The organism is Streptomyces sp. NPDC015139, from assembly GCF_043079785.1.
Lineage (GTDB): Bacteria > Actinomycetota > Actinomycetes > Streptomycetales > Streptomycetaceae > Streptomyces > Streptomyces albidocamelliae.
The window spans coordinates 54,325-70,020 of record NZ_JBIBUW010000003.1; the positions used below are offsets into that span (position 1 = coordinate 54,325).

General features: G+C 72.1%; 15 protein-coding genes. 7 read left to right on the forward strand and 8 right to left on the reverse strand.

All coding sequences use genetic code 11. The features are described 5' to 3' along the window. Positions 1 to 5: 5 nt before the first annotated feature. The 4 genes from ACF08B_RS09035 to ACF08B_RS09050 form a co-directional block, all read right to left on the reverse strand. Positions 6 to 824 (reverse strand): hypothetical protein, encoded by an 819-nt coding sequence (locus tag ACF08B_RS09035; protein WP_392316754.1) that lies wholly within the window; start codon positions 822 to 824, stop codon positions 6 to 8. Then, positions 824 to 1,363 (reverse strand): SigE family RNA polymerase sigma factor, encoded by a 540-nt coding sequence (locus ACF08B_RS09040; RefSeq protein ID WP_093478040.1) that lies wholly within the window; start codon positions 1,361 to 1,363, stop codon positions 824 to 826. Before ACF08B_RS09040 ends, ACF08B_RS09035 begins: the two co-directional genes overlap by 1 nt. A gap of 52 nt (positions 1,364 to 1,415) precedes the next feature. Continuing rightward, complete coding sequence (locus ACF08B_RS09045; protein ID WP_392316755.1) at positions 1,416 to 2,855, reverse strand: MFS transporter; 1,440 nt, start codon at positions 2,853 to 2,855, stop codon at positions 1,416 to 1,418. A 385-nt stretch (positions 2,856 to 3,240) separates the two neighbouring features. Further along, the gene (locus ACF08B_RS09050; protein ID WP_392316756.1) at positions 3,241 to 4,428 is read right to left on the reverse strand and encodes a beta-ketoacyl synthase N-terminal-like domain-containing protein; all 1,188 of its coding nucleotides are present in this window, start codon (positions 4,426 to 4,428) and stop codon (positions 3,241 to 3,243) included. A 158-nt stretch (positions 4,429 to 4,586) separates the two neighbouring features. On the opposite strand from ACF08B_RS09050, the gene ACF08B_RS09055 reads away from it, so the two are divergent. From ACF08B_RS09055 to ACF08B_RS09080, 6 genes are all read left to right on the forward strand, one after another. Further along, positions 4,587 to 6,329, forward strand: coding sequence for an MFS transporter (locus ACF08B_RS09055; RefSeq protein WP_392316757.1), 1,743 nt, complete (start codon positions 4,587 to 4,589; stop codon positions 6,327 to 6,329). Positions 6,330 to 6,438: 109 nt separating this feature from the next. Then, complete coding sequence (locus ACF08B_RS09060; RefSeq protein ID WP_392316758.1) at positions 6,439 to 7,089, forward strand: class I SAM-dependent methyltransferase; 651 nt, start codon at positions 6,439 to 6,441, stop codon at positions 7,087 to 7,089. Positions 7,090 to 7,295: 206 nt separating this feature from the next. Continuing rightward, entirely contained in the window at positions 7,296 to 8,267 is a 972-nt protein-coding gene (locus ACF08B_RS09065; RefSeq protein WP_392316759.1) for an N-acetylmuramoyl-L-alanine amidase, read from the forward strand. 185 nt (positions 8,268 to 8,452) lie between these two features. Beyond that, positions 8,453 to 8,911 (forward strand): hypothetical protein, encoded by a 459-nt coding sequence (locus ACF08B_RS09070; protein WP_392316760.1) that lies wholly within the window; start codon positions 8,453 to 8,455, stop codon positions 8,909 to 8,911. 314 nt (positions 8,912 to 9,225) lie between these two features. Further along, complete coding sequence (locus ACF08B_RS09075; RefSeq protein WP_392316761.1) at positions 9,226 to 10,074, forward strand: hypothetical protein; 849 nt, start codon at positions 9,226 to 9,228, stop codon at positions 10,072 to 10,074. 107 nt (positions 10,075 to 10,181) lie between these two features. After that, positions 10,182 to 11,192, forward strand: a complete 1,011-nt coding sequence (locus ACF08B_RS09080; RefSeq protein ID WP_392316762.1) for an LLM class F420-dependent oxidoreductase — start codon at positions 10,182 to 10,184, stop codon at positions 11,190 to 11,192. On the opposite strand, the gene ACF08B_RS09085 is transcribed toward ACF08B_RS09080, so the two are convergent. After that, on the reverse strand, positions 11,189 to 11,761 hold the full coding sequence (locus ACF08B_RS09085) for a hypothetical protein (protein WP_392316763.1): 573 nt from the start codon (positions 11,759 to 11,761) through the stop codon (positions 11,189 to 11,191). The genes ACF08B_RS09080 and ACF08B_RS09085 overlap by 4 nt on opposite strands. A gap of 142 nt (positions 11,762 to 11,903) precedes the next feature. Between ACF08B_RS09085 and ACF08B_RS09090 the strand changes: the two genes are divergently transcribed. After that, positions 11,904 to 12,194 (forward strand): hypothetical protein, encoded by a 291-nt coding sequence (locus ACF08B_RS09090; RefSeq protein WP_073894127.1) that lies wholly within the window; start codon positions 11,904 to 11,906, stop codon positions 12,192 to 12,194. A gap of 46 nt (positions 12,195 to 12,240) precedes the next feature. On the opposite strand, the gene ACF08B_RS09095 is transcribed toward ACF08B_RS09090, so the two are convergent. The 3 genes from ACF08B_RS09095 to ACF08B_RS09105 are packed head-to-tail and all read right to left on the reverse strand — an operon-like array spanning position 12,241 to position 15,517. Beyond that, positions 12,241 to 13,311 carry a prenyltransferase/squalene oxidase repeat-containing protein gene (locus ACF08B_RS09095; protein ID WP_392316764.1) on the reverse strand — a complete coding sequence of 357 codons (1,071 nt, stop codon included), beginning with the start codon at positions 13,309 to 13,311 and terminating at the stop codon, positions 12,241 to 12,243. Continuing rightward, a complete protein-coding gene (locus tag ACF08B_RS09100) occupies positions 13,308 to 14,060 on the reverse strand; it encodes a class I SAM-dependent methyltransferase (protein WP_073893474.1) in 753 nt (250 codons plus the stop codon). Before ACF08B_RS09100 ends, ACF08B_RS09095 begins: the two co-directional genes overlap by 4 nt. Then, positions 14,054 to 15,517, reverse strand: coding sequence for a glycosyltransferase family 4 protein (locus ACF08B_RS09105; protein ID WP_392316765.1), 1,464 nt, complete (start codon positions 15,515 to 15,517; stop codon positions 14,054 to 14,056). The genes ACF08B_RS09100 and ACF08B_RS09105 overlap by 7 nt, the downstream gene beginning before the upstream one ends. Positions 15,518 to 15,696 lie beyond the last annotated feature (179 nt).

The window sequence follows — 15,696 nt, forward strand, 5'->3', positions numbered from 1 at the left end:
GCGATTCACTTCGTCACCTTCACGTCCTTGTAGGCCGTCCCGTCGGGGGCGGCGCACACGAACCAGTTCGCGGCGGGGTAGCCGTCCACCGGCACGATGGCGGGGTCCGGCACATTGTGCCGGTAGTTCACGGGCCCGCTCCGGACGACGGTCGTACGGCCGTCCCGCCAGGTGCAGGTGACCTCCCGCGCGGTGGTGGCGACCTTGCCGACCACGAGGCGCGACACCTCGTCGCCGCCGGACTCGATGGGGGCGGCCGCGGCCTCCAGGTCCGTGCCCCGCAGGTGGTCCGGGTTCTTCACCGTGTCGAAGGTGAGCTGCTGGGGAAGGCCGACACCGTACTTCCGGGTCACGAAGTGCGAGGTCTTGCCGATCAGGCCGGCCGGTGTGGTGGCGGCGGGCTTGAGTCCCCGCTCGGCCATGGCGTCGAACTGCCGGTCCGCCTCGTGTTCGTCGCGTGGCGCTCCCCACACCTGGATGTCGACGTACCAGGGCTTGCCGCGGTAGGTGCCCCGCGACAGCTCCGTCTCCTGCGGCTCGTACACATGCCGTGCCTCGGGAGACGCCGGCCGTGTCGCCACGTGCGCACCCCGGTCCCCGCGGTCCCCGGGCAGCCCGGCGACCGCCAGTGTCGCGCCCGTCGACCCCGCCAGGACCAGGGCCGTCGTCGCCGCGAGGGCCCAGCGGCGCGCCCTGCGGCGGCGGCCGCCGCGGACGACCGCCTGCACCGGGGCTATGCCGATCTCGACCTCGTCCGCGGCGTCCGCGAGGAGGAAGGCGATGTCCGACTGTGTCATCTCGTGGTTCTCCCGGTCCGCGCTCATCACTTCCGCCCTCCCTGCGTCACCGTCTCCAGCAGCCCCGGTATGGCCCGCAGTTTGGCGATGCCCTTGGCCGCGTTGCTCTTCACCGTGCCGACCGAGCAGCCCATCGCCTCGGCCGTCTGCGTCTCCGTCAGGTCCTCCCAGTAGCGCAGGACCACCGCCTCCCGCTGCCGCGCCGGCAGCTGGGCGAGCGCCTTCAGCAGCGCGCTTCGGTCGTCGGCCTGCGCGATCCGGTCGCCGGTGTCGGCCACCTCGCGCACCAGCCCCGAGTCGTCCTTCGGCGCCAGGAACTCCTTGAGCCGCCTGCGGTGCCTGCGTGCGTGCGCGTTGATCATCACGCGCCGTACGTACGCCTCCGGGTCGTCGGCCGAGCCGACCTTGCGCCAGTGCACATAGACCTGTTCGAGCGTCGACTGGACCAGGTCCTCCGCGGCGTGCTGCTGCCCCGTGAGGAGAAACGCCGTGCGCATCAGCCGCGGCCAGCGGCCGACGACGAAGCTCTGGAACTCCTCGTTCCGAGCCCTCTTCCCGTCCCCCATGGATTACCTCCTTGATGTCAGAAGGAGTCCACGGGCCGCCCGGACCGTTGCCTCAGTTCGCGGAACTCGCGGAAATTCTCCGCGGCAGCCACAGCAGCATGAGCAGCGCCCCGCCCAGCAGGACCGCCGTGCTCGTCCGGAAGGCCAGCGCGTAGCCGTCCGTCAGCGCCTCGGGGCCCGCCCCGCCGCCCGTGCCGGCCGCGGCGACGGTCGACATCACGGCCAGGCCGAGCGAACCGCCCATCGTGCGCGAGGTGTTGACCAGTCCCGACACCACGCCCGCCTCCCCGGGGGCCGCCCCCGACGTGGCCAGCGACGCGAGCGGGGTCGCGGCCAGGCCCGCGCCGAGCATCATCAGGATCCCCGGGACCATGATCGCGGTGACGTACGCCCCGTGCGCGGTCATCGTGGACTGCCAGCCGAAGCCGGCCGCGGCCACCAGCGTGCCGAGCACCGCCACGTTCCGCGCGCCCGCCCGCCGCATCAGGCGCGGCGCGACCTTGGAGCCGGCGACCACCGCCAGCGAGCTGGGCACGAGGGCGAATCCGGCCTCCAGCGGCGTGTAGCCGAGCACGTTCTGGGCGTACAGCGTCATGAAGTACCACATGCAGAACATCGCCGAGCCGGAGAGGAACATCGCGGCGTTCGCGGACGCCACGGAGCGCAGCCGCAGCACGCCCAGCGGCATCAGCGGGGCCGCCGTACGCGCCTCGACCAGCAGGAACAGGGCGATCAGCAGCAGCCCGGCGAGCAGCGGCAGCAGCGTGGCCGCCGCCGTCCAGCCCTCGGCCTCCGTCTGCGAGATGCCGTAGGCCAGGGTCGCCAGGCCCGCCGTCACCAGCAGTGCGCCGGGCAGGTCGAGCCGGCGCCGGTCCCCGGCCCGGCTCTCCGTCAGCCACCGCACCGAGCCGGCCAGGACCACCGCGCCGACCGGCACGTTGATCAGCAGGACCCACCGCCAGGACAGGGTGTCCACCAGGACCCCGCCGACGAGTCCGCCCGCCGCCCCGCCGCCCGCGCCCACGGCGGTCCAGGTGGCTATCGCCCGGGCCCGCGCCGGTCCCTCCGCCACCGCCGAGGTGAGCAGGGTCAGCGTCGACGGGGCCAGTACCGCCGCGCCCAGCCCCTGCACGGCCCGTGCCAGCAGCAGCTGCCAGCCCTCCTGGGCCAGGCCGCCGCCCAGGGAGGCCAGCGTGAACAGGGCGAGCCCCACCAGGAACATCCGCTTGCGGCCGTACAGGTCGCCGGCCCGGCCGCCCAGCAGCATGAACCCGGCGAAGGCGATGGCGTACGCGTTCACCACCCACTGCAGGCCGGACGGGCTCAGCGCGAGGTCGGTCCGCATCGAGGGCAGGGCCACGTTCACGACGGACACGTCGAGCACGACGAGGAACTGACCGGCGCAGGCGAGTGCCACCACCAGCCAGGCCGGGGGTGCGGCGCGGCGGAGTGTCCGGGGCGGGGCAGGGGTGGCTTCCAGCATGGGGGTCATGCTCTCAACCCGGTTACGGTCCTTGCATCGGCATTTCGGCCCAGCCCCGCCCGGGCGGCGGCCTAGGCCCCGCGACCTACGACGGCACCCGGACGGCGGCCCGGCGGACCAGGCCCGCGACGGCGCCCGGACGACGGCGCGGGCTCCGGGCGTCCGGACGGAGGCCCGACCTCCGGGCAGCCGGACGGCGGCCCGGCTCCCACGGCCTCCGGCGGCGCCCTGCACCACTGGCCCCGCCTTAGTGCCCTCGCGATGCCATCGCCTCACCGCCGGGCCGGCACCGCACCGCACCGCCCCGGGCCCCGGCACCGCTCCACCACCGCTCCACCACCGGGCCCCGTCACCACTCCATGACCGAGCCCCGCCACCGCCCGCCGCCGAGGTCCTACGCCGCCCGCAGCACCGTCACCACCGCCGCGCCGCCCAGTCCGATGTTGTGGGCGAGCCCCGTGCGCGCCCCCGGCACCTGCCGGTCGCCCGCCTCGCCGCGCAGCTGCCACACCAGCTCGGCCGTCTGGGCCAGGCCGGTCGCGCCCAGCGGATGGCCCTTGGAGATGAGCCCGCCGGACGGGTTCACCACCCAGCGGCCGCCGTACGTCGTCGCGCCCGACTCGACCAGCTTCCCCGACTCCCCCGGGGCGCACATGCCGAGCGCCTCGTACGTCAGCAGTTCGTTGACCGAGAAGCAGTCGTGCAGCTCGATCACGTCGACGTCCTCGATGCCGAGCCCGGCACGGTCGTACGCCTGCCGGGCCGCCCGCCGGGACATGGGCTGCCCGACGACGTCGATGCAGGAGCCGGACGCGAAGGACTCCTCGGTGTCCGTCGTCATGGCCTGCCCGGCGATCTCGACCAGCCCGGTCAGGGACCGCTCCTCGGCGAACCGTTCCGAGACCACCACGGCCGCCGACGCGCCGTCCGAGGTCGGCGAGCACTGGAGCTTGGTCAGCGGCCGGTGGACCGTGCGCGAGGCGAGCACGGCGGCCACGTCGTACACGTCCCGGAACTGGGCGTAGGGGTTGTGCGCGGAGTGGCGGTGGTTCTTGGCGGCGACCGCGGCGAGCTGCGCCTCGGTCGTGCCGTACCGCTCCATGTGCTCGCGGGCCGCGTCGCCGAAGATCTGGGCGGTGGGCGGGGTCGCCTCGAACCCGTGCCGGGCGGCCATGATCCCGTAGTGCCGGCCGACGGGTGAGGTGGCGAAGTCGCCGCCGTCGGCCCCTCCGCCGAGCGCTCCCCGCCGCATCTTCTCAAAGCCGAGTGCCAGCGCGCAGTCGCAGGCGCCGCCCTCGACGAGCTGCCGGGCGAGCATGAGCGCGGTCGCGCCGGTCGCGCAGTTGTTGTTGACGTTGTAGACGGGGACGCCGGTGAGTCCCAGCTCGTACGCGGCGCGCTGGCCGGCGGTGGAGGGCTGGAAGCAGTAGCCGACAGGAACCTGTTCCACGTCCGTGTAGGAGACCCCGGCATCCGCGAGCGCCGCGCCCCCGGCCTCCCGGACCATGTCCCAGTACTGCCATTCACGGGTCTCGGGCTTCTCGAACCTGGTCATCCCGACCCCGGCGACATAGGCCTTCATGGCGCGCAGAGTAGAACGTGTTCCACCAACCCACCAGACCTGACGGAAGATCAGAAACCCATGGAAAGGTCAAGTCTTCATTAGAGGCCCGAAGCAACGGAATAGTTGCCTGTGCATACGAGGTTTACCGAGCACTTATGTTCAGGAGGCCTCACCCAATGACCCGTACGACGACCGATCAACCGACCCGGAAGGCCGGCGGGACCGTGGTCCCGGTGCTCGCCTTCGCCGGCATCGTGGTCGCGGTGATGCAGACGCTGCTCGTGCCGGTCATCAAGGACCTGCCGCAGCTGCTGGACACCGCCCCCAGCAACGCCACCTGGGTCCTGACCTCGACCCTCCTGTCCGGTGCCGTCGCCACCCCGATCATGGGCCGGCTCGGCGACCTCTACGGCAAGCGGCGCATGCTGATCCTCAGCCTCGCCGTGATGGTGGTGGGCGCCCTGGTCAGCGCGCTCACCAGCCAGCTGCTCACCATGATCGTGGGCCGTGCCCTCCAGGGCTTCGCCATGGGCGCGATCCCGCTCGGCATCGGTCTGATGCGGGACATGCTGCCGCGCGAGCGGCTCGGCTCGGCCATGGCCCTGATGAGCTCCTCGATCGGCGTCGGCGGCGGTCTCGCGCTGCCCGCGGCGGCCCTCGTCGCCCAGCACAGCGACTGGCACTCCCTGTTCTACGGCGCCGCCGGCCTCGGCGTGGTCGCGATCCTCCTCACCCTCCTCGTGGTGCCCGAGTCCCCGATGCGCGCCGAGGGCTCCTTCGACCTGCCGGGCGCCATCGGCCTGTCCACCGGACTGGTGCTGCTCCTGCTGCCGGTCACCAAGGGCAGCGACTGGGGCTGGTCCTCGGGGACGACGCTGGGCCTGTTCGCCGCGGCCGTGGTCGTGCTCCTGCTGTGGGGCCTGTTCGAACTGCGCGTCCAGGCGCCCCTGGTCGACCTGCGCACCACCGCCCGCCGCGAGGTGCTGCTCACCAACCTGGCGTCGATCATGGTCGGCGTCAGCTTCTACGTCGTCTCGCTGGTCCTGCCCCAGCTGCTCCAGCTGCCGAAGGCCACCGGCTACGGTCTCGGCCAGTCCATGGTCGTCGCCGGTCTGTGCGTGGCCCCCCTGGGCCTGACCATGATGTTCACGGCGCCGGTCTACGCCCGGCTGTCCGCCCGGTACGGCCCCAAGGTCACCCTCATCATCGGCCTGCTGATCATCGCCCTCGGCTACGGCGGCGGCCTCGGCCTCATGGACGCGGCCTGGCAGACCATCGTCACGTCGGTCGTCCTCGGCGCCGGTATCGGCCTCGCCTACTCCTCGCTGCCCGCGCTGATCATCGGCGCGGTCCCGGCGTCCGAGACCGGCGCGGCCAACGGCCTCAACACGCTGATGCGGTCCATCGGCACGTCCGTCTCCAGCGCCGTCATCGGCATGGTGCTGGCCAACACGGCGAACACCGTGGGCGGCTTCGAGATCCCGACCATGCACGGCTTCCGGGTCTCCTTCCTGATCGCCACCGCCGCCGTCGCGGTCGGCCTGCTGCTGGCCGTCTTCCTGCCGAAGGCCCCGCGGCCGGCCCAGCACGCGCAGCTGCGGGCGAGCAGCGAGGAGGACGCGAACCTGCTGCGCGCCGAGGAGGTGCTGCGCGGCTTCCGGGGGCGGGTCCTGGACGCCGGCGGCGCTCCGGTCGCCCGGGCCAAGGTCACGCTGATCGACCGGCGCGGCCGGCAGGCGGGGGCCACCCTTTCCGCCGAGGACGGCTTCTACTCCCTCGCCGTGCCGGCCGAGGGTGCGTACGTGCTGGCCGCGCGGGCCGCCGGGCACGGACCGCTGGCCTCGTCCGCGAGCCATTCCGGGGCCGAGCACGCGGTGGACCTGGACCTCGCCCTGCCGGGTGAGACGGTCGACGTCTAGCGTGCCCCGCACCCCTTCCGGCCTCCTCCCCGTACCCCCTGGTCGTGCTGACGGCCAGGGGGTACGGCAGCATGGGCGGCCAGACAGCCGTACGACCGGAAGGCCGCCCATGTCCGCCGCACCCAAGCCCGAGATCCTGGCCGCGTTCGAGGCGGCCAAGGGGTTCATGCCCGTGGACGAGGGCCTGGCGCTGTACGCGGCCGCCGTGGAGGCCGGCGGGCTGGGGCTGCCGCTGCTGGAGGTCGGCACGTACTGCGGCCGGTCCACGGTGCTGCTCGCCGACGCGGCCCGGTCGGCCGGGGTCACGGCGCTGACCGTCGACCATCACCGGGGCAGCGAGGAGCAGCAGCCCGGCTGGGACTACCACGACCCGGAGACGGTGGACCCGGAGATCGGCCTGATGGACACCCTCCCTGCCTTCCGGCGCACGCTGTTCCGGGCGGGCCTGGAGGACCACGTGGTCGCCCTGGTCGGCCGCTCCCCGCAGATCGCGGCGATCTGGAACTCCCCGCTCGGCTTCGTCTTCGTCGACGGCGGCCACACCGACGAGCACGCCACCGCCGACTACGAGGGCTGGGCGCCGCACGTCGCCGAGGGCGGACTGCTGGTCATCCACGACGTCTTCCCGCACCCCGAGGACGAGTTCACCGGCCAGGCCCCATACCGCGTCTACCTGCGCGCCCTGGACTCCGGCGCGTTCACGGAGATCTCGGCGACGGGTTCCCTGCGCGTACTGCGCCGGACCGGCACGGGCATCTGACCTCCCGCCGTCAGCGAGCCGGACGGCGCGTCCGCCGCCGACCGCTCACCCGCACAACAGCGGTCCGGCGCACGGCGCTCCGCCTCCGCGCGCCCCGGCACCCGGCCGGCAGGCGGCGCGTCAGCCCCTCCCCCGCCGCGGCCGGCCGGCCGAAGCACCGGTCGGAGTCTGTGCGGGCGGGGCGCGTCGGACCGTAAGGTGGCAGCGTGTCGTACGTAGGCCCGGACTTCGATCCCCCACAGCCGCGCCGGTCCCGGCGCGGGCCGCTGACCGTGGCGCTCGCCGCGCTGGTGCCCGGAGCGCTGCTCGGCTGGCTGGTGTACGAGGCGGTGGGCGGCGGCGGCCCGGAAGGCTCCGACCGCACGGCGGCCCCTGCCTCGCACTCGCCCTCGCGCACCGCCCCGGCGTCCCCCTCCTCGCCGTCGGCCCGGTCCGCCTCGCCCCGTTCCTCGGACGACGACGGCAAGCGGCCCGCCAAGTCACCGACGGCCGCCGCCTCGGGACCGCTCAAGGGCAAGGTCGTCGTCATCGACCCGGGGCACAACCTCGGCAACTTCCAGCACACGGCCCAGATCAACCGCCAGGTGGACATCGGGACGAACCGGAAGGAGTGCGACACCACCGGGACGTCCACCAACGCCGGTTACCCGGAGGCCCGGTTCACCCTCGATCTGGCGCACCGGCTGCGCACGCTCCTGGAGCAGCAGGGCGCCACGGTGAAGCTGACCCGCGACGGGGACAGCCCGGTCTGGGGGCCCTGCGTGGACGAGCGGGCCCGGATCGGCAACGCGGCGCACGCCGACGCGGCCATCTCCCTGCACGCCGACGGCTCGGCGCCCGGCAACCGCGGCTTCCACGTCATCCTGCCGGGATCGGTGCACTCCGGCGCCGCGGACACCCGGAAGATCGTCGCCCCCTCGCACGACCTCGGGGTGCGCATCGTGGGCAACTTCGTGCGCGAGACCGGTGAACCGCCCTCCAACTACCTCGGCGGAGGTACCGGTTTCGTCACGCGTACGGACCTGGGTGGTCTCAATCTGTCAACAGTCCCCAAGGTGTTCATCGAGTGCGGCAACATGCGCGATAGCAAGGACGCGGCACTACTGACCAGCGGCGCCTGGCGGCAGAAGGCGGCGCGGGGGATCTCCGAGGGAATCGCCGGGTTCCTCGATCACTGACTTTGTCGACATGTAAACGCTCTGGCTTCCCTCAACTTGATTGCGATGCGCAACACGCGCTTGCTTGACTGACCTCGACCAAGCGCGAAGTTTCTGCACTTCACGCAATTAAGGGGGATCAGGTGAAGCTTCAAATGGTGTGGCGCGGGATCACTGCCATCGCACTCGCAACCAGCCCGCTCGCCATGACGGCCTCAGCGCACGCCGCGCCGAACGCCCACTCGAGCGCCTCGAGCCCCGTCAAGCCCGGCATCGGCGGCGGATTCAAGCGGCTGTCCAATGTCCACGTCATCGGCTCCACATGCGGTAAGCACGTGATCGCCTCGGCCGACGGCCCGGGAGGCACGACGTTGCGCATCGACCAGACCCACTCCGCGGGCACCGTGCTCTCGAAGAACATATCGGCGTCCAAGGGCGTGATCAGTGCCGGTGTCGGCTGGGACGTGACGAAGTCGAAGAGCATCACTGTCAGTGGAGCCAGGGAGGTGCCCAAGGGCAAGCACGGCACCCTCGACGCGTACACGAAGTACCAAGTCAAGCGGTTCAACGTGCAGGTCCTGATGGTCGACACGTTCGTCACCATCCAGAAGAACAAGACCGCCTCCGAGCCCATCGGCGTCTGCTTCAAGTACCACCAGCGCTAGAGGCGGGGATCGCTGCGGCCACGTCCCGCGCGGTCTCAATCTGTCAACGGTTCCCGGGATGTTCCTCACATCCCGGGGACCGTGCGATAACAAGGACGCGACAGGGGGCGGCGCGGAAGGATCTCTGCGGGAATCGTGAGTTTCCTGCGCACGTAGTGATCGGCCGACGGATCCGGGCGGACATCGTGACCATGTGGACGATAGTGTCATCCGTATCATGAGGGGTCACCCCCGCGCGTCACACCGGGGCCTGACGGCGACAGGGTGACGGCGACGCCTCTACCGATGACGAGACGACTCACGAAGGACCTGAAGTGAATATCCGCTCCCTCACTAGAGGCGACGGCGTGGTGATCGGAGCAGCGGTGTTGCTGTTCATCGCGTCGTTCCTCGACAACTACTCGTACAACGGAGCTCCTTCCAGTTTCGAGATCCCGAGCCTCTGGGCAAGCGGGCCCGTCCTGCTCAGCGTTGTCCTTGCCGGGCTCATCGGTACTGCACTGGTAGTCGTCGCCCGGGCCCTGCCGCAGCCGCGCAAGGTTGCCGGTCTGGAACTCGGCCAGTTCGGAGTCGCCTTCACGGTCTTCGCCGCGTGGAGTGCGCTCGGCAACGTCATCGACCCGGCCGGCGGCGCCAACAACTTCAGCAGTTCGTCCGACGGACCGAGTGCGGGCACGGGCCTCATCATCGCCCTCATCGCCACCCTCGTCATGGCCGGAGCCGCCGTCGCCACGCCCCTGGTCCCCGCCCTCCAGGCCAGTCTGGTCCCCGCCCCCAAGCCGGTAGCCCCGCAGCCCTACGGTGCCCAGCCGCAGGGTGGTTACGGTTACCCGGGTGCTCAGCCGCAGCCGGGGCAGCCGTACGGTGCCCAGCCGCAGCCGGGGCAGCCGTTCGGACAGCAGCCGCCCGCCGGGCAGCAGCCGCCCGCCGGTCCCGCCGCTCCGGCGCCGCAGACCTCCGGCGGGGACTTCTCGCCGTTCTGGTTCGCCGTGCCGGTGCCGCGCCAGCTGTTCGCGGAGGACGGCTCGACGAACCCGATCGCCGAACTGGCGCCGGGCACCTGGTACCTGGCCGTCGAGCAGCGCGGTGCCGCGCTGGTCGCACAGACCCAGGACGGCCGCCGCGGTGTCCTCCAGGACACCTCCGGCATCCAGCGAGGCTGAGTCCCGCATCTCGCCGTACTCCGGCCCCTCGCCCTTCCGGGCGGGGGGCCGTTGTCGTACAGTCGCCTCCCGGTCGGTGAACTGACGCTCCGTCAGGAGGCAGGCGTATGCGGCTCGGTCTCGCACTCGGCTACTGGGGACGCGGTCCGGACCCCGGACACGTGGCGCTCGCCCAGGAGGCGGAGCGGCTCGGGTACCACTCGGTGTGGACGGCGGAGTCCTGGGGCTCGGACGCCTTCACCCCGCTGACCTGGATCGCCGCGCGGACCTCGACGATCCGGCTGGGTACGGCCGTCGCCCAGATGGCCGCCCGCTCGCCCGCCGCGACCGCGATGCACGCGCTCACCCTGGACCACCTCTCCGGCGGGCGGACGCTGCTCGGGCTGGGCCTGTCCGGGCCGCAGGTGGTGGAGGGCTGGTACGGCCGCCCGTTCCCGAAGTCCCCGCTGACCGCGACCCGGGAGTACGTGGACGTCGTACGGCAGGTGCTGCGCCGCCGGGCGCCGGTGGAGGTGGACGGGCGGTTCCATCCGCTGCCGTACCGGGGGCCGGACGGGACGGGGCTCGGCAGGCCGCTGAAGCCGATCACCCATCCGCTGCGGGCCGAGCTGCCGGTGCTGCTCGGCGCCGAGGGGCCGAAGAACGTCGCGCAGACGGCCCGCATCGCCGACGGCTGGCTGCCGCTGTACTGGTCGCCGAGCCGGCCGGAGGTGTACGGGGACGTCGTGCGGGAGTTCTCCGAGGGGTTCCTGGTGGCTCCGATGGCACGGGCGAAGGTGTGCGACGACGTCGCGGAGGGGCTGCTGCCGGTCAAGGCCATGCTCGGGTTCTACATCGGCGGGATGGGGCACGCGGCCCGCAACTTCCACGCCGACCTCATGGCCCGCATGGGGTACGAGGAGGAGGCCCGGCGGATCCAGGAGCTGTTCCTCGCCGGACGCCGGGAGGAGGCCGTACTGGCCGTCCCGGACGCCTTCGCCGACGAGATCTCCCTGGTCGGCCCGCGCGAACGCATCGCGGAAAAGCTGGAGTTGTGGCGCAAGGGCCCGGTGACGGACCTGCTGGCCCTGTCACCGGACCCGCACACCCTCAGGGTGCTGGCGGAGCTGAACTCCTAGCCCTGGGTGAGCTGCGACGTCGAGGGGACCTTGTTCTTGACCTCGGCGCCGGCGCTTTTCCCCGCGTCCTTCACCTGGTTGATGATGTCGTCGAAGGAACTCGCCGCACCCTCGTCGCCCTTGCGCAGCTTGGACGGCAGGCTCTTGAGGGACGCGATGCCCGCGGTGAGCGGCGCGAGTGCCTTCGACAGCAACGGATCGCCCTGGGCGTTCTTCTGCGCGGCCTTGAGGCGGTTGTAGGCGAAGGCACCGGCGAGACCGGCCTTCACCAGGGACAGCTTGCGGCCGTGGGCGCCCTTCTTGAACTTGCCGGCCTTCCAGGGCTTCACGATCCACTGGTAGGTGGCGCCGGCGGCGAGGCCTGCGTTCGCGACGAAGCGGGTCTTGGCGAACTTCTGGCGTTCGGCGGAGGTGGACGGGCTGGGAGTGGCCTCCTGCGCGGCGGCGACCGCCGAAGCGGCTGTCTTCGTACTGCCGGTCTTCTCACTGCTGCCGCAGGCGGTGGCGCCCGCCACCAGTGCGCAGCAGAGGGTGAGCGCCACGAAGAGGCGCCGTATCGGTACGGGCACGGGGTCCTCCGGACGTGTTTCCCCGAGCGGTCTGCTTCCTCCGGCAGGTTCACCCGAACGGCCGCGTCCCGCCACTCGGGGAGGAACGCCGTCGGCGCGCCCTGCCCGGTTTCACGGGCCCGGAAGCGGCAATCCGAAGAACATGTCTCGATATCGCACGGGCGCGAATCAGGCCGGGACGGTCGTGGCGATCGTCGCCGACGTCATGGCCTTCATACTCGGCCTCTGGATTCTGATGTACCTGTTGGACGCGAACCGGGCGAACAGCCTGGTGCAGTTCGTCCATGACGCCGCCGCCTGGCTGGCCGGCTGGTCCCACGACCTCTTCACGTTCGACGAGGCCTGGGCCCGGGTGGTGGCGGGCTACGGTCTCGCCGCGGTGGTCTACCTGTTCGTCGGCCACGCCATCGCCAGCCGGATGCAGCGGCACTGAGGCGGCACGCGGCACGGTCCCCGGGGGGCCGTGCCGCTCGCGTCGGCTAGGCGCAGCAGTCGGGGTCCAGGCCGGTCGGCAGGCGGTCGCCGCCGAAGACCGCGCAGGTGGCGTCGTGGCCGCCGAGCGCGGCCACGGCCAGGAGGAGCGAACCCGCGGTCCAGGTGGTCAGCTCGCGGGGCCAGACCGCGTCGTCGTCGAAGACGTAGCCGGTCCAGTACAGGCCGGTCGCGGGGTCGCGCAGGTGCTGGATGGACTGCAGGATCTCCAGGGCGCGGTCGGACTCCCCGACCGCCCAGAGGGCCAGGGCGAGTTCGCTGGACTCGCCGCCGGTCACCCACGGGTTGGGGATCACGCAGCGCACGCCGAGGCCGGGGACGACGAAGCGGTCCCAGGACTCCTCGATGCGGGCCTTGGCCTCCGATCCGGTCAGCGCGCCGCCGAGGACCGGGTAGTACCAGTCCATCGAGTAGCGGTCCTTGTCGAGGAACCGCTCGGGGTGCCGGCGGATCGCGTGGCGCAGCGCGCCGACCGCCAACTCCCAGTCGGGCTGGGGCTCTTCGCGCTGCTCGGCGATGGCGAGGGCGCAGCGCAGGGCGTGGTGGACGGAGGAGCTTCCGGTGAGCAGGGCGTCGGCCGTGGGGGTGCCGTCGTCCTCGCGCCGCCAGCCGATCTGCCCGCCGGGCCGCTGGAGCCGCAGCACCCATTCGACGGCCGCGTAGACGCAGGGCCACATGCGGTCCAGGAAGGTGTCGTCCCCCGTGGACAGGTAGTGGTGCCAGACGCCGACGGCTATGTAGGCGACGAAGTTCGACTCGCGGGCGCGGTCGGTGACGTCGTCGTGGGCGCCGTCGGCGTAGGCCGCGTACCAGGAGCCGTCCTCGAGCTGGTGCCGGGCGAGCCAGTCGTAGGCCCGCTCGGCCGCCTCGTGCTCGCCGGCCGCGTCCAGGGCCATGGCGGCCTCGGTGTGGTCCCAGGGGTCGAGGTGGTGCCCGCGGAACCACGGGATCGCGCCGTCCTCCCGCTGCGCGGCGAGGATGCCGTGTACGGTCGCGGCGGCCTGCCCGGCGGTGAGGACCCCGGGCAGGACCAGGTGTTCTGTCCGGGGCGTCGTCACTTGGCGGCCGCCCCGTCGGTCCCGTCGAGACGCGGCAGGTGCGGCTTGGTCGCGTAGACCACGAAGCTCTTGCCGATCAGCGGGTTCAGCGCCTGCTCGGCGACCCGTGTGGCCAGGGGCTTCTTCATGATGTCCCAGACCAGCAGCTTGTGGTACGCCCGGACCGGCAGCGCCTTGTCGTTGTCGACGCCGAAGGCGCACTTCAGCCACCAGTACGGCGAGTGCAGGGCGTGCGCGTGGTGGCTGCCGTACGGCTTCAGGCCGGCCTCGCGGATCTTCCCGACCAGCTCGTCGGCCTTGTAGATGCGGATGTGGCCGCCCTCGACCTCGTGGTAGGCGTCGGACAGCGCCCAGCAGACCTTCTCGGGGCCGTAGCGCGGCACGGTGACGGCGATCCGGCCGCCCGGCCTGAGCACGCGGACCATCTCCGCGAGGACACCCTTGTCGTCGGGGATGTGCTCCATCACCTCGGAGATGATGACGACGTCGAAGGACTCGTCGGGGAAGGGCAGGGCCAGGGCGTCGCCCTCCATGGCCGTGGCGGTGGCGCCCTCGGGGGCCTCGCCGGCCTCCTTCATCGCCGCGAACCACTTGGCGACCTCGCGGATTTCCTCGGCGTTCTGGTCGAGGGCCACGACCTGGGCGCCGCGCCGGTAGCACTCGAAGGCGTGCCGGCCGGCCCCGCAGCCGAGGTCCAGGACACGGTCGCCCGGGGCGAGCGGGAACCGGGAGAAGTCGACGGTCAGCACGTGGCCCTGCTTTCGGTGTAGACGCCGGTGTCACTGGCCGAGATCGTGGACGCGTCGCTCCGGGACGCCGTGACCGCGACACTCGGTGAAGCCGCGGAACGGCCGGGACCGGGGGCCGTCGCGCCGCCGGCCGTGGCGTGGGCGCCGTCGCCGCCCGCGGAGCGTGCGACGGCCTCGCGGTAGCGGGCCACGGTGCCTTCGGCGGCGCGTGCCCACGTGAAGTTCCTCAGCACCCGCTCGCGGCCCGCGGCGCCGAGCCGGGCGCGCAGTTCCGGGTCTCCGAGCAGCCGGCCGAGGCCGGCGGCCAGGGCTCCGGCGTCGCCGGGCGGCACGGCCAGGCAGGTCTCGCCGTCGCGGCCCGCGACCTCGGGGATCGCGCCGCCGGTGGTGGCGACCAGGGGGGTGCCGGTGGCCATGGCCTCGGCCGCGGGCAGCGAGAAGCCCTCGTACAGGGAGGGCACGCAGGCGACCTCGGCCGAGCGGATCAGGTCGACGAGCTCGGCGTCGGAGATGCCCTTGACGAACTCGACGGCGCCTTCGAGGCCGTAGCGCTCGACGGCCTGGGCGACCGGGCCCTCGGTGGGGCGCTTGCCGACGACGACGAGGTGGGCGGCCGGGTGCTCGGTGCGCACCTTCGCCAGCGCCTCCACCAGGAAGACCAGGCCCTTGAGGGGGACGTCGGCGCTGGAGGTGGTGACGATCCGGCCGGGCACCTCGGGAACGGCCGGATTCGGCGCGAACAGGTCGGTGTCGGCGCCGATGTGGACGACGTGGACGCGCTCCTCGCGGACGCCGAGGTGGTCCACGATCTCCTGCCGGGAGCTGCCGGAGACGGTGAGGACGGAGGGCAGCCGGCGGGCGGTGCGCTTCTGCATGCGGGTGAAGGCGTACCAGCGGCGCACCGAGTAGCGGCGCTGCCAGCCCTCGGCGGCGTCCAGCTCCAGCTGCCGGTCGACGGTGATGGGGTGGTGGATCGTGGTCACCAGGGGCGCGCCGATGTCGCCCAGCAGGCCGTAGCCGAGGGTCTGGTTGTCGTGGACGACGTCGAACTCGCCGCGGCGGGCGCGCAGATGGCGGCGGGCGCGCAGCGAGAAGGTCAGGGGCTCGGGGAAGCCGCCGGTCCACATCGTCGCCACTTCGAGGGCGTCGATCCAGTCCCGGTACTCGTCGCGCCCGGGGGTGCGGAAGGGGTCGGGCTGGCGGTACAGGTCGAGGCTGGGCAGCTCGGTCAGGGTGAGCGCGGGGTAGCCCTCGTCGAGGACGGGGTACGGCTGCGAGCCGATGACCTCGACGCGATGGCCGAGGCGGGCGAGCTCACGCGAGAGGTGCCGTACGTAGACACCCTGGCCGCCGCAGAACGGGTTCCCTTTATAGGTGAGGAGTGCGATGTGGAGCGGTCGCTTGCCGTCGGCTGCGGAGTCCTCCTGGGCACCCGCTTCCCGGGCCTCGGCGGTCACTCGGTGCCCCCTTCTGCATGCACGGTCCCGCGAGACTACGACGGGACGCTAATCTAGAACAAGTTTCAGACTTGATCGTTCAAGAGGCTCTGAATCTACCGGCAGGTAGGGGCGCTGTGAGCAGTGGATCAGGTGATTCACGCCACGACATCGGCCCCCTCCGCGCCGGGTGATCACAT